Genomic DNA, 19,667 nt, shown 5'->3' with positions numbered 1-19,667 from the left:
GCCCTGGCGGCACATGGAGTGACGCAATCGGCTGCGGCGGCACATGGAGTGCCGCAATCGGCGCAGGCGCATGGGGTTGGCCAGTCGAGCTCCGTGGAGACGCGCTGATGGCAGACGAAGGCGTAGAAGCCGACGACACCGCGCCGCCCGCAGGAGCGGCTGAGCAGCCGACGATGTTCGGCGTGCCGCGCACTGACGAGCGCGGCCAGCAGGTCGTGCATCCGAGCCGTGACGAGTACCTCGATGTAATGGGCATGGCCGCTGCCGACGGTTTCGAGCTGTGCGTCGACGTGTGCGCCACCGATGGGCTCACGAACCGCAGCCGGACCCTGCCGCCGGGCGTTGAACCGGAGCGTTTCGAGGTCGTGGTGAACCTGCTGGATCTCCGGGACCGTCGCCGGTTGCGCGTTCGCACCCAAGTGCCTGCAGACGACCCGCAGGTGCCCTCGGTGGTCGGTCTGTACCCGGGGGCCGAGGCTCCCGAGCGAGAAGCTGCCGACTTGTTCGGCATCAGCTTCAGTGACCACCCCGATCCCAGCCGCATCCTTATGCCGCCGGACTGGGAAGGCCACCCGCTGCGCAAGGACTACGCCATCGGCGCCATCCCGGTGCAGTTCAAAGCGGTCGAAGGCCGATGAGCGCCACGACGGAGACCGCCATCCGCCGGCCGGCCGATGCCGTGCTACGCATATCCGAGGAGGCGGCTCTGGCTGCCGCCGATGTTTCATCGGCGCAGGCAGGCACAGCCGATGTTTCGTCGGCGCAGGCAGGCACAGCCGATGTTTCGTCGGCGCAGGCAGGCACAGCCGATGTTGACGAGGGCACTGTTGTTGCCCAGAGCGGCGACGAGCCGATGCTCATCAACATGGGCCCGCAGCACCCGTCCACCCATGGCGTGCTGCGCATCGCAATGGAACTGCAGGGAGAGACCGTGCTGCGGTCCAAGCCGATCATCGGCTACCTGCACACCGGGATGGAGAAGACCGCCGAGGACCTCACCTACCTGCAGGGGCCGACGAACGTCACCCGCATGGACTACGCCTCGCCGCTGTTCAACGAGTTGGTGTTCTGTCTCGCTGTCGAGGATCTGCTGGGAACGGAGATCCCACCGCGAGCCACCTGGATCCGCATGCTCATGTGCGAACTGAACCGCATGAGCTCGCACCTGCTGTTCCTGGCGACGAATGGCATGGACCTCGGCGCAGTCGGGATGATGCTCTATGGCTGGCGCGAGCGCGAGGAGATCCTTCGATTCTTCGAGAGCGTCACCGGCTTGCGGATGAACCACAACTACATCCGCCCTGGCGGTGTGGCGGCCGACCTGTCCGACGGCTGGCAGGACGACGTGGAGCGCATCTTGACGGTGCTGCCCGGACGGCTCTTGGAGTTCGACACGTTGATGACCGGCCAGCCGATCTGGCGAGACCGCACTCAAGGCGTCGGCGTCATCACTGCCGACGAGGCCATCGCCATGTCGGCCACGGGGCCGCTGCTGCGCAGCACCGGCGAGGCGTGGGATCTGCGCCGCACCATGCCGTACTTGGCCTACGACGAGGTGGAGTTCGACGTCGTCGTAGGTGCCTACGGCGACACGTTCGACCGCTTTTCGATCCGCCTGAACGAGATCCGCGAGTCGATGCGCATCGTCGAGCAGTGCCTCGACAAGATGCCGAAGGGTCCCTACCGCACCGAGGACCGCAAGATCACGCCGCCGCCTCGGGCTCGCATCGACGAGTCCATGGAAGCGCTGATCCACCACTTCAAGCTCTTTACCGAGGGCTTCAAGGTGCCACCCGGAGAGACCTATGTGGCGGTCGAGTCGCCGCGCGGCGAGCTGGGCTGCTACCTGGTGTCCGATGGCGGGCCCAAGCCGCAGCGGGTGCACATCCGGGCCCCTTCGTTCGTCAACCTGCAGAGCCTCCCGCACCTCATGTACGGCGGCCTGCTCGCCGACGCCATTGCCGTCATCTCCTCAATCGACCCGATCATGGGGGAGGTCGACCGGTAAATGGGTTTCTTTAGTGAGGAGAATCGCTCGCTGGCGCGCGAAATCATCGGCCGCTACCCGAAGCGTCGCTCGGCGATGATCCCGCTCCTGCATGTCGCGCAGGCACAGGCCGGCTGGGTCTCCGAAGAGGCAATGGTCGAAGTCGCTGAACTCGTCGACACCACGCCGGCCGAGGTGCTCGGCACCTGCTCGTTCTACGAGATGTTCAAGCGTGAGCCCGTCGGCAAGTACCTCGTCAACATCTGCGCCACGATGTCGTGTGCACTCGCCGGTGCTGCCGATCTCATGGAACATGCGGAGGAACGCCTAGGCGTGCGGATCGGCGGCACCACTCCCGACGGCATGTTCACGCTGGCCTCTGCAGAATGCCAGGCCGCCTGCACCGAGGCGCCATGCCTGCAGGTGAACTACCGGTACCGCTATCGGTTCGACGCGGCGCAGTTCGATCAGCTGATCGACGATTTGGCGTCGGGTGCCCTCGATGACGAGATCCCGTCGCACGGCGTCACCGCACGCATTCGGCAGCGCATCCCGGCCGAGCGAGCGGTCAGGGCCGTGCCGCCAGACGAAGTCCACGAAGCACCCGTATGGCTGGCGCCTTCAGCAGCAAATGGAGCGTCCGGCGGGGGAGCGGGCTGATGGCGTCGTACACGATTCCTCATGCACCCGGATTCGTGGCGAACGACGCGCCGCGCATCGTCACCGAGCGCTTCGACCATCCCGACAGCTACACGCTCGAGCGCTACCTGGCCACGGGCGGCTACGAAGGTTTGCGTGCTGCGCTGGAGCGGGCGCCGGCCGATGTCCACAGCGAGGTACGCGACGCGACCTTGCTGGGCCGTGGTGGTGCTGGCTTCCCTGCGGGGGTGAAGTGGGGCTTTTGTCCGCCAGGCGTGTGGCCCCGCTACCTCGTCGTGAACGGCGACGAGTCCGAGCCAGGGACCTACAAGGACCGCCTGCTCATGGAGCTCGATCCGCACCAGCTCATCGAAGGTTGCTTGATTGCCTGCTACGCAGTGGGACTGTCGCAGTGCTTCCTGTACATCCGCGGCGAGATGGCGCTGGCGCAAGAACGTGTCGCGCGGGCTCTCAACGAGGCCTACGACGCCGGCTGGGTGGGCCGCAACATCTGCGGCACCGATTTCTCGGTGGACATCGTGCTGCACTCCGGCGCCGGTGCGTACGTCGTGGGCGAAGAAACCGCCCTCATCGAGAGCCTCGAAGGCAAGCGGGGCATGCCGCGGCTGAAGCCCCCGTTCTTCCCGGCCGCGATCGGGCTGTACGGCCAACCCACCATCGTCAACAACGTCGAAACCCTCGCGAACCTGCCGTGGATCCTGCGCAATGGAGCGGCGGCTTTCACCGCCATCGGCACCCCCACCTCGCCCGGCACACGGATGGTGGCCGTGAGCGGGCACGTCCAGCGCCCCGGCGTCTACGAGATCACTAACGGCACCACCACGTTCCGCGATCTCATCTATGGCCCCGACTACTGCGGCGGTCTGCGCCCGGGCAGGGAACTGAAAGCCTTTGTGCCCGGCGGCGGTTCCGCGCCGTGGTTCACGCCCGCGCAGCTGGACCTGCCCTTCGAGGCGTCCGAAGTGGGTCCGCAGGGATCGATGCTGGGTTCGGGAGCGGTGATGGTGATGGACGACACCACCGACATCTGTGCCGCGGCGCTCACGCTGACGAAGTTCTATGCCCATGAGTCATGCGGCAAGTGCGTGCCGTGCCGGGAAGGAGCGACCTGGTTGGAGCGGGTGCTGCGGCGAGTCTGCGACGGCACAGGCACGCCACGCGATCTCGACCTGCTGTTCGAGGTCGGAGCCTCGATCTCCCCCGGCGATTTCCCGCACGCTGCCGTGCCTGAACGCGGCCTCGAACCGAAGCCGTTCCCGTACCAGATGACGACCATCTGTTTCGTGGGCCCGTCGGCATTCGCACCGGTGCACTCGGCGATGACGCTGTTCCCGGAGGAATTCGAGGCCCGGGTGGCGCCGAACGCCCACCTCGACGCTGAGTTGTCGGGCAGCCCGCAATCGAACTCAGTCTCGGAGGTGGCCATCCGTGTCTGACGCCACTGCTGCCCGAGCGGCACCGAGCACGGTCGAGGTGACAATCAACGGCATCGCCGTCGATGCGCGGCCCGGCGAACTCGTCATTGCGGTTGCGGACCGCGCCGGGGTGCACATCCCGCGGTTCTGTTACCACGAGCGGATGAGCCCGGTGGGCATGTGCCGCATGTGCCTCGTCGAGATCGACACCGGTCGTGGGCCCCAGCTGCAGGCCTCCTGCATGGTCCCGGTCTCGCCGCAGATGGTGGTCGACACCACCAGCGAGCGCACGCAGCGAGCGCAAGAAGGCGTACTGGAGCTGCTGCTCATCAATCACCCGCTGGACTGCCCGGTCTGTGACAAGGGCGGCGAATGCCCGTTACAGGACCAAACCATGGCCTACGGCCCGGGCGAGTCCCGCTTTGTTGAGGAAAAGCGACACTTCGAAAAGCCGATCCCTATCTCCGACCTGGTGCACCTGGACCGGGAACGCTGCATCCTGTGCGACCGCTGTACCCGCTTCGCAGACGAGGTGGCGGGCGAACCGCTCATCGATTTCACCGAGCGTGGCAACGAGACCCAGGTGCTCACGTTCCCCGGCGAGCCCTTCTCGTCGTACTTCTCGGGCAACACGGTGCAGATCTGTCCCGTCGGCGCGCTGACCGCAGTGCCGTACCGCTTCAAGGCGCGGCCGTGGGATCTGGTCCAAACCGAGTCCACCTGCACGACGTGCGCAGTCGGCTGCCGGATTGCGGTCCAGTCGTCGCGAAATGAACTGGTGCGCTATCTGGGGGTTGACATCGACCCGGTGAACCATGGCTGGCTGTGCGACAAGGGCAGGTTCGGCTACGGCTCGGTCGCAAGCCCCGATCGGGTGACGACGCCGCTGGCTGCCCGTGCGCCATCGGCTGCCGGTACTTCCGAACTCGCCGATGCTGAGCCGCTGCGTCGCTTTCAGCCGACCGACTGGGCGAGCGCCCTTGGCGCTGTGGCCGCCGCCGTGACCGCCGCCCGACCCGGAACGATTGCCGTTCTCGGCGGAGCCCGCGGCACCAACGAGGACGCGTACGCATGGTCGAAGCTGGCACGCACGGTGCTGCGAACCGATCACCTCGACGCTCAGCTGGGCGACGGTTTGCCCGCGGAGCTTGTCGTCGGCCTGCCGGGCGCGACGATCGACGACGCATGCAGCGCTGACACCACGCTGCTGGTGTGCGGCGACCTTCGCGAGGAGCTGCCGGTGCTGCACCTGCGGTTGCGCGGCGCAGCACGAGCGGGCACGACTCGCCTGGTCGAGATTGCTCCGACCGAAACCGGTCTGACCCGCAATGCAGCGCGGAGCGAGGAGTGCCGCGGCGGCGAGGCCGCATCGGTGCTGCGGGACTTGCTCGACGGCGACGATCCGTTGGCTGCCGAGCTGGCGTCGGGATCGGTCGTGGTGGTGCTGGGCCGCTCGTCGGTCGCGGAGTCCGCCGAGGCAACGGCCGAGGCGGCTTCGGTCATCAGTGCTCGCGTCCCCCACGCCCGCTTTCTCGTTGCTGCACGCCGCGGGAACGTTCGTGGCGCGCTCGACATGGGCCTGGCGCCAGGGCTGCTTCCGGGGCGCACGCTGAGCACTAGCCCGTCGCCGACTTTGACGGCGGCGTGGGGCGAGCTGCCCACTGAACGCGGGCACGACGCAGCGGGGATCCTCTTGGCGGCCGCTTCAGGAGAGATCGACGTGCTCTTCCTGCTCGGCGCGGACCCCCTGACCGATTTCCCCGACAGCATGCTGGCGCGCCTCGGCGTGGCGGGCGCGGGCACGGTCGTGGCGGTGGATTCGTTTGTGAACCAGTCCGTAGCAGAAGCCGACATCGTTCTGCCTGCCGCTGTGTTCGGAGAGAAGTCGGGCACTACGACCAACCTGGAGGGACGCGTCTCGGCCGTCGGCGAGTTGGTGACTGCACCCGGCTCGGCCCGTCCCGACTGGATGATCGCCGCCGAGCTGGCGGTGCTCTGCGGGGGGGACCTGGGCTTTTTGTCCACAGAGGACGTCACCGCCGAGATTGCCGCCCTGTGCGCCACGCACGCTGGAGCGACCGGCGCTGAGCTTGGGGCTGACGGCGTGGTTGCATCGGGAGCGGCTTTCGAGCCCGAGTTCCCGGCTGAACACGTCGCACCACCTCGAGACGCATATGGCCTCCGATTGGTGTGCGGCCGCAAGCTCTACGACGGAGGGGTGGCTGTCAACCAGACGCCGGCGTTGGCGTCGCTGCAAGCCGACACGGTCCTGCGCGTGCACCCGGTCGACTTGGAGCGTGTCGGCGTCGACTCGGGAACTGAGGTCGAAGTTCACTCTGAGCGCGGTGCGCTGCGGTTGCCGATCGTGGCTGATTCCGGCGTCGCCCGTGGGAACGTCGTGCTGGCGTTCCCCTCGTCTGATGTCGACGTGGGCGCTCTGATCGACGCGACTGCTCCGATCACCGACGTGCGGGTCGAGACCCGAGCGGACGGTGGGGCCTTGCGATGACGGGTGACCCTCTGTTCGCGGACGGGGTCGACTGGGGCGACATCGCCGTCATGGGCGTCAAGGTCCTGGTGGCCTTCGGTGCCCTGCTGGTCGCCACCATGTTCATGATCTGGTTCGAGCGCAAGCTGATCTCGGACATGCAGCACCGCATCGGTCCCAATGTGGCCGGACCGTGGGGCCTGCTGCAGGCCTTCGCCGACGGTGTCAAGTTCTTCTTCAAGGAAGATTTGCACCCCGCCAACGCCGACCCGCTCGTGTTCCGGCTGGCGCCCTACATTTCGGCGGTCACGGCGTTCGTTGCGTTCGCGATCGTGCCCGTTGGCGGCGTGTTCGTTGACACTGGATCTTCAGCAGGTGAGGTCCGCACCGGCACGGTCACGCTGTTCGGCAAGGAAACGATCCTGCAGGTGGCCGACCCGCCAATCGGCATCCTGCTGTTGCTTGCGATGTCCTCCGTCGCCGTCTATGGCGTGATGCTGGCGGGCTGGTCGTCGGGATCGAAGTACCCGCTCATCGGCTCAGTTCGCGCGTCGGCGCAAGCCATCTCCTACGAGGCGGCGTTGGGCATGGCGGTAGTGGCGGTGGTGATCGGCGCAGGGACGCTCTCCACCCAGGGAATCGTGGCGAAACAAGCCGGTGGTGTGAACACCTGGTTCGTGATCTCCAGCGGCATCGTGCCGTTCGTGGTGTTCCTGATTGCTGCAACTGCAGAGCTGAACCGCCCGCCGTTTGACTTGGTCGAAGCCGAGCAGGAACTCGTCGGCGGATTCCACACTGAGTACTCGTCGATCCGATTCGCCCTGTTCTTCCTTGCCGAGTTCATGAACGTCATCACGATGTCGGCGATCATGGTGACGCTGTTCTTCGGCGGACCGGCCGGACCCGTCTTCTTCGGCTGGACCTGGCTGTGGCCGACAGTGTGGTTCTTGGTCAAGGTGCTGGCGTTCCTGTTCATGTTCGTCTGGTTCCGAGCCACGCTGCCGAGGCTGCGTTACGACCAGCTGATGTCGCTGGGCTGGAAGGTGCTCATCCCCGTGATGCTCTTCTGGCTGATGTTCCTGGGTCTGCGACAGCTGGCGAGCGTCGAGGGCTGGAACCAGGTCTGGACATTGATCGCGGGTGCGATCGGATTCGCGATCGGGTGGGCGCTGCTGTCGGCGGCACTGCGGGCCGCCAAACGCAGAGTCGGCGACATCGATGAACCCTTCGACGTCGACGTCGGCCCAGCGCCGCAGAACGGCGCGCCAACCAACACGGCAGGGAGAGGCTGATGGGCTACCTCGACGGTTTCATCGTCACGTTCGGCAAGCTCTTCGGTGAGCGGGTCACCACCGAATACCCACACGAGAAGCGACCGAAGCCGCCGCGCTTCCACGGGCGTCATGTGCTCAACCGCTATCCAGACGGCATGGAGAAGTGCATTGGGTGCGAGCTATGCGCTGGTGTGTGCCCCGCCCGGTGCATCTACGTCCGCGGCGCCGACAACTCGCCCGATGACCCGGTGTCCCCGGGAGAGCGCTACGGCTACGTCTACGAGATCAACTACCTGCGATGCATCCACTGCGACTTGTGCGTAGAGGCTTGCCCGACCGAAGCGATCACCGAGACAAAGGTCTTCGAGTTCAGCTTCCCCACCCGGCGCGACGCCATCTACACGAAGGACGAACTGCTCACCGACGACGACGGTCGGCCCCGCCGCCAACCGTGGGAGCTGTGGCACGACGGGGAAGACGAGCACACCTCCGGCTGGATGCGCGCCACGTCCCCTTCGGGCCAACCCGAATACGAGGGTCGCGTCGGGTGGAGCGGTGAGCTGGGGTACGGCGTGAGGGCTCCCGAGCAGGGCCAGCACGCTGACTACGACGACCCCGATGACGACTCGATCGATCCCGACAACGAACCCTCCGACACCGACGGGCCCTCCGACACCGAGGGGCCCAGTCAGACCCATACAGCGGGAAGTCACCACTGATGGTTGAAGTGGTCGTGTTCGCGGTGGCTGCCGCCGCGTGCCTCATCGGCGCGATCGGCGTGGTGCTGTCGCGCAATCCGGTGCATGCGGCGCTGATGCTGGTGATGACGCTGTTCGGCATCGCGGTGCTGTTCGTCGCCCAGCAGGCGCACTTCATTGCCGCCGTGCAGGTCATCGTCTACGCGGGTGCCATCGTGGTCCTGTTCCTCTTCGTCATCATGTTGCTCGGCGTCGACAGGGCCGCCGGGCTGTCGCTGGGGGCACTGCCTGCCCAACGCTGGACTGCAGCTGCATTCGGCATCGGTGGGGTCGCCGTCTTGGTCTGGATGGTGGCAGCAGTCGACCGGATGTTCAAGGGTGCCACCTCGCTCGCTCGCGAATCAGCGGGCCAGATCGGTGGTGTCGCTGAGCCAGCTCCTACGAGCTACGCCGCCGATGTCGGCGACATTGCCCGGTCACTGTTCTCCGACTACGTGTACGCGTTCGAGCTGACGTCGCTACTGCTCATCGTGGCGGTCATCGGCACGGTGATCTTGGCTCGGCGCAGCTCGTATGGCGACACGGCGAACTTCGAGAACGCCGAGACGTCGCAGGAGGCTCGTCGGTGAATGGCCTCGAGGTGACGACCAGCTGGTACTTGATTCTCGGCGCGATGCTCTTCATCATCGGGGGCACCGGTCTGCTGGTGCGACGCAACCCGCTGATCATGCTCATGTGCGTCGAGCTGATGCTGAACGGTGTCAACCTCAGCTTCATCGCTTTCGCCGATCGTTTCGGCGATGTGCATGGGCACACGGTGGTGCTGTTCGTTCTGGTCGTCGCTGCCGCCGAGGTCGTCGTGGGTCTCGGCTTGGTGGTTGCGGTGCTGCGAGCCTCCCCACGCGCGACGGCGGATGATCTGTCGGCTTTGAGGGGCTGAGGCAATGGTCTCGTTGGTGTGGCTTATCCCCGCGCTGCCCCTCGCGGGGTTCGCAGTTCTCTTGCTGGCAGGCCCGCGCCTCGGCGAGCCTCGGGCTGGCTGGATGGCCACTGCAGCCAGTGCCGGGTCATTCCTGCTCACCCTCATCACGTTCGGCGGGCTGCTCGGTCTCGATTCCGCGGCCAAGGGCGGTGCCGGTGGGCACGGCGGGCGCTGGTTCATCTCGACGTTGTTCGAGTGGATGCCGATCGGGGGTCTCGAGGTAGACGCAGCGCTGCTGGTGGACCCACTGTCGATGACGATGGCGCTGTTCGTGACCGGTGTCGGAACGCTCATCCACCTCTACTCGGTCGGCTACATGGCGGGCGACCCGAAGTACTCCAAGTTTTTCCTGTACCTGAACCTGTTCCTGTTCTCGATGCTCATGCTGGTGCTGGGCGAGAACCTCGTGGTCACCTTCCTGGGCTGGGAAGGGGTCGGCACCTGTTCGTACTTGCTGATCTCATTCTGGCACGAACGGCCCACGGCGGCCACAGCCGGCAAGAAGGCGTTCGTCACCAACCGAATCGGCGACTTCGGCTTCATGATCGCCACGTTCCTGCTGTGGACCACCCTCGGCACGGTGTCTTACGCCGGGCTGACGGCGGCTGCTCCTGGGCTGGCCACCGGGACCGCTACCGCTGTGTCGCTGCTGCTGTTGCTGGCCGCTGCGGGCAAGTCGGCGCAGCTGCCGCTGTACGTCTGGCTGCCTGATGCCATGGAAGGCCCCACACCGGTCTCCGCGATGGTGCATGCCGCCACGATGGTGACCGCCGGCGTGTACCTGCTGGTGCGGCTCAACCCGGTGCTGACCGATACGGCACTGCTCATCATCGCCATCGTGGGTGCGGCCACAGCGCTCTTTGCTGCGCTGGCCGCCGTGGCTCAGCACGACATCAAGAAGGTGCTGGCGTACTCCACCATCAGCCAGCTGGGCTACATGTTCCTGGCGATCGGCTCGGGCGCGTACGTGGCGGCGATCTTCCACGTGGTCACGCATGCGTTCTTCAAGGGGCTGCTGTTCCTGGGCTCCGGCTCGGTCATCCATGGCCTCGGAGATGAGCAGGACATGCGCCGCATGGGCGGCCTGCGGTTAGCCATGCCCATCACCGCGGTCACGTTCATCGTGGGCTGGCTGGCGATTGCCGGTGTGCCGCCGCTGTCGGGCTTCTGGTCGAAGGACGAGATCCTGCTTGCCGCGTGGGAGCAGCCCGACATCATCGCCGGACCGCTGCGCGTCGGACATCTGCTGTGGGTTGTGGGCCTGGTCACCGCCCTGCTGACCGCCTACTACATGAGCCGCCAGACCTTCCTGGTGTTCTTCGGCGGCCAGCGCTGGGACGACAGCGTCCACCCTCACGAGTCGCCTGCCACCATGACGCTGCCGCTCGTGGTGCTGGCCGGTGCGGCGGCCATCGGCGGTGTCGTGAACCTGCCGCTGGTGGGTGACTGGCTGGTGCTTGAGCACTTCTTAGAGCCCGTGCTGGCTGACCCGCTTCACTTCGATTCCGGTACCGGCACCAAGTGGCGTCTCGCACTCGCGGCGATCATCGCCGCGCTCTTGGGGATTGCCGTGGCGGTGGGGGCATGGCTGCGATCGCGCATCCCGACGGACCGGCTCGAGCCTGCATTGCTCGAGAACGTCTTCTACGTCGACGCCACCATCTCGAACTTCGTGGGCGGGCCCGGTACCGCTGCGTTCGAGGCCGCAGCCACTGTTGACCGGAAGGTCGTCGACGGCGCCGTCAACGGCGTTGCCAAGCTCGTGCGGCAGCTAGGTCAGTCGGTACGGCCCCTGCAGTCGGGCTACCTGCGGCACTACGCGTCGGGCGTGGCGGTCGGCGCGATCATCCTTGTTGTCTGGCTGGCGCTTCGGGGCGTCTCATGAGCGCTGGCCCTCTGCTTGCGGCCGCCGAGGTGGCACCTGGGTTCCCGATTCTCAACGCACTTATTTTCGTGCCCGTTGTGGGCGCGTTGGTGGTTGCGCTGTTGCCGCGCAATCGGCCCGATCTCGCCCGACCGTTGGGCACGCTCTTCGCTGCGATCGGCGGGGCGCTGGCGCTGGCGTTGGCGTGGCAGTTTGACACTGCCAACCCTGGGTTCCAGTTCGAGAGCACTGTGTCGTGGATCCCAGCGCTCGGCATTTCGTGGAAGGTCGGCATCGACGGCATCTCGCTGTGGCTGGTGGTGCTGACCAGCGTGATCGTGCCGATCGTGCTGGCGGGTGTCGATCCGCACCACGATCCCAAGCCCTACACGGCGTGGCTGCTGCTGCTGCAAGCAGGTTCGGTCGGTGCTTTCGTGGCGCTTGACCTGTTCCTGTTCTTCGTCATGTTCGAAGTGGTGCTGGTGCCCATGTACCTGCTCATCGCAGGCTGGGGCTACGAGGGGCGCCGCTACGCCGCCACGAAGTTCTTCATCTACACGATGGCGGGCTCGGCGCTGCTGCTCGTGGCCATCGTGGCGACTGCCGTGCTCGGCAAGCCCGACAGCGGCATCACGTTCGATATCCAGACACTCGCCGAAGGGCAGCATCTGACTGAGAACGCGGCACGCTGGTGTTTCGTGGCGTTCGCGCTCGCCTTCCTGGTGAAGGTGCCGGTGGTGCCGCTGCACACCTGGCTGCCCGATGCGCACACCGAAGCATCAACGGCCGGATCGGTCGTGCTGGCGGCCGTGCTGCTGAAGCTGGGCACCTACGGCCTGCTGCGGTTCGGCCTGTATCTGTTCCCAGAGGCCTCCCACTGGGCGGCGCCCGTGCTGGTCACTGTCGGCGTGGTGGGTGTCATCTGGGGTGCGATCACCGCTGCCATGCAGCGTGACCTCAAGCGGCTCGTGGCGTATTCCTCAGTGGCGCACATGGGCTTCATCGTCCTGGGCATCTTTGCCTTCACCACCCAGGCAGTCGGCGGTGGGGTCATCTTGATGGTCAACCACGGCATCAGCACCGGCGCCTTGTTCCTGCTGGTCGGGATGCTGTATGAGCGGCGCCACACGCGGCAGATCGACGAGCTGGCGGGCATCCAATCGGCCGCTCCGGTCTATGCCGGTGTGTTCACGCTGATGATGCTGTCATCAGTCGGCGTGCCGGGCCTGAACGGCTTCGTCGGCGAGTTCTTGATCCTGATCGGCTCGTTCGAGACGCGGCGCTGGTGGACGGTCGTCGCTGCGACTGGAGTGATCCTCGCGGCGCTGTACCTGCTGTGGGCCTACCAGCGGGTGTTCCACGGCCCGCCCGCCGCGGCCGATCGCACGACAGCCGACCTGCGCCGGGGCGAACTGGCGACGCTCGCACCGTTCGTCATCGCCGTGGTGGCCCTCGGCGTGTACCCGAAGCCGTTGCTCAACGCCGTGGAGCCGGCGTCCGACAAACTGCTCGCGCACTTCGCCCAGCACAGCGGGTTCGAGCTGCCCGCGCCCGATGACCCGGTCGAGGTTCGTGCTTCGAGCGAGCACTCTGATGCTGAGCATCCCGATGCTCCCCACGACGAGGACCGTCACTGATGACGTCGCTCGAAGAGCCGTTCGTCTCTCCGGCGGTCGACTGGTGGGTGCTCGTCCCGCAGATCATCCTCGTCGGCGCCGCGCTCGGACTGCTGCTGGTGGCCTCTCTGGCGCCACGCGCGCTGCCCGGCTGGGTGTCCACCATCGCCTCGATCGCCACCGGTGCCGCCGCAGCCATAGTGGCGGCCGTCCAATGGGCTACGTGGGGCGCCACGCCTCGCCCCACGTTGGCGGGTGCATTCGTGAGCGATGGCTTCAGCCTGCTGCTTACCGTGCTGGTAGGCGCAGGTGTGGTCATGACTGCGCTGGTCGCGCATTCAGCCCTCGACCGCTACGGCATGGCGCCACCGGAGTTCGCAGCGCTGCTGCTGGCGTCTGCTGCCGGTGCCGTCGTGATGGCTGGCGCAAACGATCTCATCGTGCTGTTTCTGGGCCTTGAGTCGCTGTCGATCGCCCTCTACGTGCTGATCGCGCTGGCGGGCCGGCGAGCTAGCGCACGCGAGTCGGCCATGAAGTACTTCGTACTGGGGGCGTTCAGCTCAGCGTTCTTCCTGTACGGCGTCGCGCTGGTCTACGGCGCCACCGGCAGCACGAATCTCAGCGGGATCGGGGACTTCCTCTTCGGAACCATCCGGCAGACCGACTACTTGCTGCTCGCTGGCGTCGCGTTGTTGCTGGTCGGCTTGGGGTTCAAGGTGGCCGTTGTCCCGTTCCATTTCTGGGCGCCCGACGTGTACGAGGGTGCGCCAAGCCCGGTCACCGGCTACCTGGCGTCCATCGCCAAAGCAGCGGGCTTCGCGGCGCTGGCGCGTGTGCTGTACGTGGCCGTCGCGGAGCAGAGCACCGCTTGGACGCCGATCCTCGTCGGGCTTGCGTTCGCCACGCTGGCAGTCGGCGCGGTGATGGCCATCTGCCAGATCGATGTCAAGCGGATGCTGGCGTTCAGCTCGATCAGCCATGCCGGATTCGTGCTCGTCGGATTGTCAGCAGTCGAATCGGGAGACGGGGTCTCGTCGGCCGTCTTCTACCTGGTCGCCTATTCGTTCATGGCGTTGGGCAGCTTCGCCGTGTTGTCGGTGTTCGGTACTGAAGCTCGATCGCTGGAACCCGACTCGAGCCCCCATTCCCTCAGCCACTACAGCGGGCTGGCACGTCGCCGACCCGTTCTGGCACTCGCCTTTGCGGTGCTGCTGCTGGCACAGGCAGGTGTTCCGCTGACTGCGGGCTTCGTGGCGAAGTTCGAGGTCATCCGCGCAGCGATCGGCGCTCGTGGCTACATCCTGGCTGCGGTTGCCATGGTCACTGCCGTTGTGGGCGCCTTCGCCTACCTGCGCGTCGTGCTGACCATGTACGCCCCTGAGGGACCGGTTGATGACGGCGACAGCATTCCCGCCGCCCGCGCCAGCCGACCGCGCTGGGGAGGCCTGCCCCTCACCTCTGTGTTGGCCATCACGCTTGCTGTTGCAGTCACCTTGGTTGTCGGCGTCCTTCCCCAGACGCTCCTTGAGTGGAGCAGCGATGCCGTCCTGTCGATCATCCCGTAGAGCGCACCCCGCGACAACCTCGTTTGCAAAGTTTTGAACAAGACTTCAAACCCTCAGCAAGTTTCAAAACTTTGAACTAGCCTGCTGCCATGAACACTGCGGAACTGCGCACGGCCATTGTCGGCGGCGAGACGCTGACGGTGGAGTTCAAGTCCAAAGCTGACGCCTCGGAACTCGTCGAGGCTGTTGTCTGTCTCGCCAACACGGACGGTGGCCAGGTGTTGGTGGGCGTCGACGAGAAGACCGGCAAGATCGTCGGCGCAGAGCCGTGGCCGAAGATGGGTCTCGATCCGGTGCGCATCGAGGCCCACATCGCCGCGAACACCGAGCCGGCGGTCCGGGTGTCTGTCGAAGTTGTCGACAGCGGCACAGCCTTGGTCGTTGTGATCGCCGTGCCCGCTGCGGACACGGTCGTCGCGACCAGCAAAGGCAAGTTCGTGCGGCGGACGCTTGATGTTCGAGAGAAGCCACAGTGCCTGCCGATGCGGCCGAGCGAGGTGCTGTCGCGGGCCGGAAGCACCGGCGAGCGTGACTTCACACGAACACCGGTGCCCGACCTCAGCACCAACGACTTGGATCCTCTCGAAATCGATCGCTTCCGCACATTGGCGACGAGCGAGCACGGCGACGCGGTGCTGGCGTCCCTCAACGATGACGCATTGTTGCGAGCGTTGGAACTCGTCGACATGGGAGGACAATTCAACCTTGCCAGCGTCTTGCTGTTCGGCCGAGAAGCCGCGCTGCGCACCCATGTGCCCGGCGCCGAAGTGGCATTTCAGCATCTCGGTGCCCATCTGACTGTGCTCGCCAATGACATTGGCCATGTCCCTGCGTTGCGCGCCATGTCGGAGCTGCATGAGCGAGTGCAGGCTCGCAACACCGAAGAAGAGCTCGACATGGGCATGTTTCGGGTGCCGATACCGCGCTTCGCCGAGGTGACAGTGCGCGAGTTGATCGCCAACGCTCTGACGCATCGTGACTACACGGCACTGGGTCAGACACAAGTCGTATTGACCGACGCGGGTCTTGAGGTGTCGAACCCCGGAGGCTTCCCCGTCGGGGTCACGCTGGCCAATCTGCTGGTCACCCCGCCACGGCCCCGGAATCCACTGCTTGCTGACGCATTCAAGCGTGCAGGTCTGGTGGAGCGCACGAGCCGTGGAATCAACCTCGTGTTCCGGGGCCAACTGCGGAGCGGGCACAGGCCGCCGGACTACAGCGGCAGCACCTCGGAAACGGTCATGGTGCGCGTCGTCGCAGGAGGGGCCGACCGGGAGTTCGCGGGCTATGTGGAGGAGGCTCGCCGGGAAGGCAATGAACTCGAGCTCGATGAACTCCTGGTGCTGCATGAGGTGCGCCGCGAGCGCATCGTGTCCACCCGGCGCGTGGCCGAGCTGGTCCAGCGTGATCAAACCCAGGCCCGCGGATTGCTAGCGACGCTCATCGAGAAAGGGCTCATCGAGCCTCGCGGTCGCGGACGCGGCCGCGAGTATCACCTGTCGGCCGCTCTGTACCGACGCTTTCATGAGGAGCCGCGCTATGTGCGCACGCGCGGATACGACCGACTCCAGCAGGAGCAGATGATCCTGACCTACGTCCGTGCCCACGGGTCGATTGCACGGCGCGAAGCCGCTGATCTGTGTCAGATCGATTCGGCGAGCGCTGCTCGGGTACTTCGCCAGATGCGCCAGGCGGGTGTTCTAGACCTCACCGGCGAACGCCGTACTGCGCGTTATGTCGCCTCACAGCCTGAACAGGGATCAGGCGCCGGGTAGGAGTTTCCGCACCAGGCAGTTCAGCAGTTGTCGGTGAGACATCTTGACATCATCTAAATCAGACATCATGATGTCTTAAATGCGGACGACGTTGACGCTTGACGATGACGTTGCCGATGCCGTGCGGGAACGGGCGCGGTTGCTGGACCAGCCGTTCAAGCGGGTGGTGAATGAGGCCTTGCGGCGCGGCTTGGGGCCGGCAGCGTCGGTTGAACGGCCCGTCTACCGGGTCAAGCCGCATCGCAGCGCGTTGCGTACCGGAGTCGATCCGCTCCGGCTGAACCAGCTCAACGACGAGATTGACGCAGCGGCATCATTGGGCGAGACGGGCGGGTGATCGTCCCTGATCTGAATCTGCTCGTCTACGCGCATGCCGATGGAATGCCATTGCACGAGGGGGCTCGGCGGTGGTGGGAAGACCTCGTCAACGGCTCTGAGCGCATCGGGGTTCCGTGGATCGTGACAGCGGGCTTCGTACGCCTGCTCACGCACCCGAGCCTCCTGACGGATCCAGCCCCACCCGCCGCGGCAGTGGAATTCGTCCGTGAATGGTTCGGTGCCCCAACAGTCACCGCATTGAACCCTGGTGCGCAGTACTTGGAAATCTTCGGGCGCTTGTTGGGCGATGCTGGTGTCGGGGCGAACCTCGTCACCGGCGCGCACATCGCAGCGCTGGCCATCGAGCACCAAGCCGAGGTGCATTCCAACGACACCGACTTCGCTCGATTCGCAGGCCTGCGCTGGCGCAACCCGCTCTGACGGCCCCGGATCTCTGAAAGATGCATGCCTTTCGAGCCTTCGACGGGCGTCACCGCGTCAGGGGATGCTCCCTCGTCTCGGCTTGTTCCGAACTGCTGATTCTCGGAGCGTGATCAGCCCATAACCGCAGGTCAGAAGCGGTTTATTGCTGTCTAAGAAACGTTCGTATCGTAGACACCTCATCTGAGGCTGTCAAGTCGGAAAATCGGTCGGGCCGCACAGCTTCAGCGGCAATGCCGAAATCGGCCGCAAACCCGCGTACTTGCTGAGCATGAGCACGTTGTTGATGCTCCGCGGCGAATCCACTCGCATGTCCGTGCACCGGTCCGGTCCAGGGCATCCCTTCTGTCGATGAAACGAACGATTCCTAGACAGAAAGGACTGGATTCATCCATGAACGCATTACCCCCGACATCAAGGGCTAAGAGGCTCATCGCCGCTTCGCTCACTGCTCTCATGTTGGCATTAGTGGGAGCTGTTGTTCTTGCAACAACTCCCGCGTCGGCCGACACGCGCTATGAGCGGGCGCTGGCGGACACGAACTGTCGATACGAAACGCAGTACGCCAAGGTTCAAACTCCCGAGCAGGCCGCTAGTGGTCAGTACACAATGAAGCCGACTCTGGTGTGGACTTGCGACCGGGTGTACGTGGACCGCCCTTACCGACACTCGCACTGGTATCACGCTGCGTGTCCGACGTTGACCGTCGCAGGCGCGCTGACAGGAGGTGCCACCCTCGCTGGGCAAGCCGTTGTCGGTGCCGCTGCTACGTCGTGCGTCTTCACGTACTCCCACATATAGGCTGATCTTGTGCACCGGTTCTTTTGCGAACGACGTCTCGGCGCCTTGAGTCCAGCGGGCTATTGGGCGTGTGTGTTGCTCGTCGTCGTTCAGGGCATTCTGCTTCTCAGAGCCTTGAACTTGGGTCTTGTGTACCTGCTCGCCTTCCTTGGGATGGTGGTGCTCGCGGTGTATCTACGCGAGCCAGCCACGAGGGTGCTAACTCGCGTCGCACGCGGCGTGTCGAAGGCACCCACCGCTGGAGAGGCGCGTGCTGAGGCGGATCGTAGGGCTTTGGCTACGGGGCATCTCCCGCGTGGCAACCCGAGCGATCCTGCTTCAGTCGCCTGACGCCGGGCTGAGTTCCAATGTCAGACATAGAGACCATTCGACGGTTGAAGTCTGCGCGTGCTGACTATGGGGAGTGGAGCGGCGCGGCAGAGGAGTTGCGGCGTATCTTTCCCCCAACCGGCCGGCACAGGATCAACCGTGACGGGCGGCGCATCGGGCGCGACGGAAGGATCAAGCCACGCACGAAGATCAAGTCACGCAAGTTGCCACGACGGGCGCGTCGCGTAGTGCGGCGGGCCGCGTAGCTGTCAATGCGACGGCTGACCGCAGCCATGATGGGTCTTCTGGTAAGCGGCTGCACGCTCGTCGATGGAGGATCGGTCGGGTGTGAGTCCGCGGCGTGGGCACAAGCCGACGCTGAGCAACGCTGGGGCCAAGCGATAGAAGCACACGATGCGGCGCACCAGACTGCAGAGGATCACGCTGGAGAACTCGATGGCCCTGATCACGACGCGAGTGCCGAATCCATCGTGGCGGCACGGGTTGCCATGATCATCGCGGAGGCTGAGACGCGACGGGAGTGTGGTTGAGCTGTCCAAGCGATTCAGCTCGGCGAGTCCTCGGGTCGAGAATGCGCCAGAGCTTGCTCGCCCGCATCTGACAGCTCATCAGTGCTGCGCAGGAGGGCGGCGACGCTGGAGTGGTGCCAGGTGGTCTTGCCGGTGGCGGTGAGTATCCCTGCGGCTTCGAGCGCTGCTGCGATGTCGCGGAGGCTGAAGCCCTCGGCCTGGAGCTGCGCGGCGAGCACCCGGGCGGATTCGGGCTGGCGGCTGGGCCGGCCGAGGCGCTTGCCGTTGCTCTGAGCGGTCCGGAGGGCCGTCTTGGTGCGGGCCCGAGCCATGCCGGCTTCGTGAGTTGCGATCATCGCAAGCACTTCCACCAGCAGGCGCCCGTTGTGCGTTCTCACGCCGTCGGGAGCGTCGAGAGTGAGGATCTCCCAACCGGATCGCTCTGCGCGGTCGAACAGCAAGAGCGTCTCCAGTGTGTCGCGGGCGAGGCGGTCGACGCGCGTAGCGAGAAGCGCATCGGCGTCGCCTCGTTCGAGCTGCGCGAGCGCGGTACTCAGCCCAGGGCGTTCGCCGACGGGCACGGATCCCGACACCGCTTCGTCGGTCACGCATGCGATCACCTGCCATCCTCGAGCGGCTGACGCGTCGGCGACGGCTTGGTGCTGGGCGGTGATGCTGAGCCCGGAGGCTGCTTGGACGCCCGTGGACACGCGGGCGTAGGAGATGATCCGCCTTGCTTCTGTTGCATACATTCGTTCATTCACACAGCGCAACGTAGTGGATGCGAACGAGTGATTCAAGGATCAATGTTCGCGAGCGGCAGGTCGGCGCGGGGACGTGTGTGGCCCTACGGAGGCATTTGGGTGTCTCGCCGTGGTCGGAACCAGTGCCTCGCAACTGCCGCGAAATTCGTTGCGCTCAGCCGTCTGACCTGCACTCGACAA

Annotated in this window: 17 protein-coding genes; 16 read left to right on the top strand and 1 reads right to left on the bottom strand. The window is 65.5% G+C overall.

The window, feature by feature from the left end; translation table 11 throughout:
* The first annotated feature begins 107 nt into the window (after window positions 1-107).
* From ACOQPH_RS14810 to ACOQPH_RS14735, 16 genes are all read left to right on the top strand, one after another.
* Entirely contained in the window at window positions 108-638 is a 531-nt protein-coding gene (locus ACOQPH_RS14810; protein WP_420622115.1) for an NADH-quinone oxidoreductase subunit C, read from the top strand.
* Complete coding sequence (locus ACOQPH_RS14805; RefSeq protein ID WP_420622114.1) at window positions 635-2,008, top strand: NADH-quinone oxidoreductase subunit D; 1,374 nt, start codon at window positions 635-637, stop codon at window positions 2,006-2,008. The genes ACOQPH_RS14810 and ACOQPH_RS14805 overlap by 4 nt, the downstream gene beginning before the upstream one ends.
* Window positions 2,009-2,647, top strand: coding sequence for an NADH-quinone oxidoreductase subunit NuoE (gene nuoE, locus ACOQPH_RS14800; protein ID WP_420622113.1), 639 nt, complete (start codon window positions 2,009-2,011; stop codon window positions 2,645-2,647).
* Entirely contained in the window at window positions 2,647-4,083 is a 1,437-nt protein-coding gene (nuoF, locus tag ACOQPH_RS14795) for an NADH-quinone oxidoreductase subunit NuoF (RefSeq protein ID WP_420622112.1), read from the top strand. Before nuoE ends, nuoF begins: the two co-directional genes overlap by 1 nt.
* Window positions 4,076-6,571: an NADH-quinone oxidoreductase subunit NuoG gene (gene nuoG / locus ACOQPH_RS14790; RefSeq protein WP_420622111.1), complete on the top strand. Its 2,496-nt coding sequence runs from the start codon at window positions 4,076-4,078 to the stop codon at window positions 6,569-6,571. Before nuoF ends, nuoG begins: the two co-directional genes overlap by 8 nt.
* The gene (gene nuoH / locus ACOQPH_RS14785; protein WP_420622110.1) at window positions 6,568-7,842 is read left to right on the top strand and encodes an NADH-quinone oxidoreductase subunit NuoH; all 1,275 of its coding nucleotides are present in this window, start codon (window positions 6,568-6,570) and stop codon (window positions 7,840-7,842) included. The genes nuoG and nuoH overlap by 4 nt, the downstream gene beginning before the upstream one ends.
* Window positions 7,842-8,543, top strand: coding sequence for an NADH-quinone oxidoreductase subunit NuoI (nuoI, locus tag ACOQPH_RS14780; RefSeq protein WP_420622109.1), 702 nt, complete (start codon window positions 7,842-7,844; stop codon window positions 8,541-8,543). Before nuoH ends, nuoI begins: the two co-directional genes overlap by 1 nt.
* Window positions 8,543-9,151: an NADH-quinone oxidoreductase subunit J gene (locus tag ACOQPH_RS14775; RefSeq protein WP_420622108.1), complete on the top strand. Its 609-nt coding sequence runs from the start codon at window positions 8,543-8,545 to the stop codon at window positions 9,149-9,151. Before nuoI ends, ACOQPH_RS14775 begins: the two co-directional genes overlap by 1 nt.
* An 11-nt stretch (window positions 9,152-9,162) precedes the next feature.
* Window positions 9,163-9,462, top strand: a complete 300-nt coding sequence (gene nuoK / locus ACOQPH_RS14770) for an NADH-quinone oxidoreductase subunit NuoK (RefSeq protein ID WP_420624362.1) — start codon at window positions 9,163-9,165, stop codon at window positions 9,460-9,462.
* A gap of 4 nt (window positions 9,463-9,466) precedes the next feature.
* On the top strand, window positions 9,467-11,389 hold the full coding sequence (gene nuoL, locus ACOQPH_RS14765; protein ID WP_420622107.1) for an NADH-quinone oxidoreductase subunit L: 1,923 nt from the start codon (window positions 9,467-9,469) through the stop codon (window positions 11,387-11,389).
* Window positions 11,386-13,005 (top strand): complex I subunit 4 family protein, encoded by a 1,620-nt coding sequence (locus ACOQPH_RS14760; protein WP_420622106.1) that lies wholly within the window; start codon window positions 11,386-11,388, stop codon window positions 13,003-13,005. The genes nuoL and ACOQPH_RS14760 overlap by 4 nt, the downstream gene beginning before the upstream one ends.
* Window positions 13,005-14,549: an NADH-quinone oxidoreductase subunit N gene (locus tag ACOQPH_RS14755; protein WP_420622105.1), complete on the top strand. Its 1,545-nt coding sequence runs from the start codon at window positions 13,005-13,007 to the stop codon at window positions 14,547-14,549. The genes ACOQPH_RS14760 and ACOQPH_RS14755 overlap by 1 nt, the downstream gene beginning before the upstream one ends.
* A gap of 89 nt (window positions 14,550-14,638) precedes the next feature.
* Complete coding sequence (locus tag ACOQPH_RS14750) at window positions 14,639-16,324, top strand: RNA-binding domain-containing protein (RefSeq protein ID WP_420622104.1); 1,686 nt, start codon at window positions 14,639-14,641, stop codon at window positions 16,322-16,324.
* Window positions 16,325-16,403: 79 nt separating this feature from the next.
* A complete protein-coding gene (locus ACOQPH_RS14745) occupies window positions 16,404-16,661 on the top strand; it encodes an antitoxin (RefSeq protein ID WP_420622103.1) in 258 nt (85 codons plus the stop codon).
* Entirely contained in the window at window positions 16,658-17,083 is a 426-nt protein-coding gene (locus tag ACOQPH_RS14740) for a type II toxin-antitoxin system VapC family toxin (RefSeq protein WP_420622102.1), read from the top strand. The genes ACOQPH_RS14745 and ACOQPH_RS14740 overlap by 4 nt, the downstream gene beginning before the upstream one ends.
* A 1,382-nt stretch (window positions 17,084-18,465) precedes the next feature.
* On the top strand, window positions 18,466-18,744 hold the full coding sequence (locus ACOQPH_RS14735) for a hypothetical protein (protein WP_420622101.1): 279 nt from the start codon (window positions 18,466-18,468) through the stop codon (window positions 18,742-18,744).
* Between the two features lie 14 nt (window positions 18,745-18,758).
* Here the strand turns inward: ACOQPH_RS14735 and ACOQPH_RS14730 are convergent, their stop codons facing one another.
* Window positions 18,759-19,487, bottom strand: coding sequence for a recombinase family protein (locus tag ACOQPH_RS14730; protein WP_420622100.1), 729 nt, complete (start codon window positions 19,485-19,487; stop codon window positions 18,759-18,761).
* Window positions 19,488-19,667 lie beyond the last annotated feature (180 nt).

Origin of the sequence: Candidatus Poriferisodalis sp., assembly GCF_965221945.1 — a bacterium.
Lineage (GTDB): Bacteria > Actinomycetota > Acidimicrobiia > Acidimicrobiales > Poriferisodalaceae > Poriferisodalis.
Note: the sequence above shows the minus strand (reverse complement) of the source record. Positions and strands in the feature narration are given on the sequence as shown.

Excerpts from the sequence above, each read along its gene's own strand:
- ACOQPH_RS14755 (WP_420622105.1), top strand. The coding sequence starts at position 13,005 with ATGACGTCGCTCGAAGAGCCGTTCGTCTCTCCGGCGGTCGACTGGTGG.
- ACOQPH_RS14805 (WP_420622114.1), top strand. The coding sequence starts at position 635 with ATGAGCGCCACGACGGAGACCGCCATCCGCCGGCCGGCCGATGCCGTG.
- ACOQPH_RS14745 (WP_420622103.1), top strand. The coding sequence starts at position 16,404 with ATGCGGACGACGTTGACGCTTGACGATGACGTTGCCGATGCCGTGCGG.
- ACOQPH_RS14810 (WP_420622115.1), top strand. The coding sequence starts at position 108 with ATGGCAGACGAAGGCGTAGAAGCCGACGACACCGCGCCGCCCGCAGGA.
- ACOQPH_RS14750 (WP_420622104.1), top strand. The coding sequence starts at position 14,639 with ATGAACACTGCGGAACTGCGCACGGCCATTGTCGGCGGCGAGACGCTG.
- ACOQPH_RS14735 (WP_420622101.1), top strand. The coding sequence starts at position 18,466 with ATGCGACGGCTGACCGCAGCCATGATGGGTCTTCTGGTAAGCGGCTGC.
- nuoE (WP_420622113.1), top strand. The coding sequence starts at position 2,009 with ATGGGTTTCTTTAGTGAGGAGAATCGCTCGCTGGCGCGCGAAATCATC.
- nuoH (WP_420622110.1), top strand. The coding sequence starts at position 6,568 with ATGACGGGTGACCCTCTGTTCGCGGACGGGGTCGACTGGGGCGACATC.
- ACOQPH_RS14760 (WP_420622106.1), top strand. The coding sequence starts at position 11,386 with ATGAGCGCTGGCCCTCTGCTTGCGGCCGCCGAGGTGGCACCTGGGTTC.
- nuoL (WP_420622107.1), top strand. The coding sequence starts at position 9,467 with ATGGTCTCGTTGGTGTGGCTTATCCCCGCGCTGCCCCTCGCGGGGTTC.
- nuoI (WP_420622109.1), top strand. The coding sequence starts at position 7,842 with ATGGGCTACCTCGACGGTTTCATCGTCACGTTCGGCAAGCTCTTCGGT.
- nuoF (WP_420622112.1), top strand. The coding sequence starts at position 2,647 with ATGGCGTCGTACACGATTCCTCATGCACCCGGATTCGTGGCGAACGAC.
- ACOQPH_RS14775 (WP_420622108.1), top strand. The coding sequence starts at position 8,543 with ATGGTTGAAGTGGTCGTGTTCGCGGTGGCTGCCGCCGCGTGCCTCATC.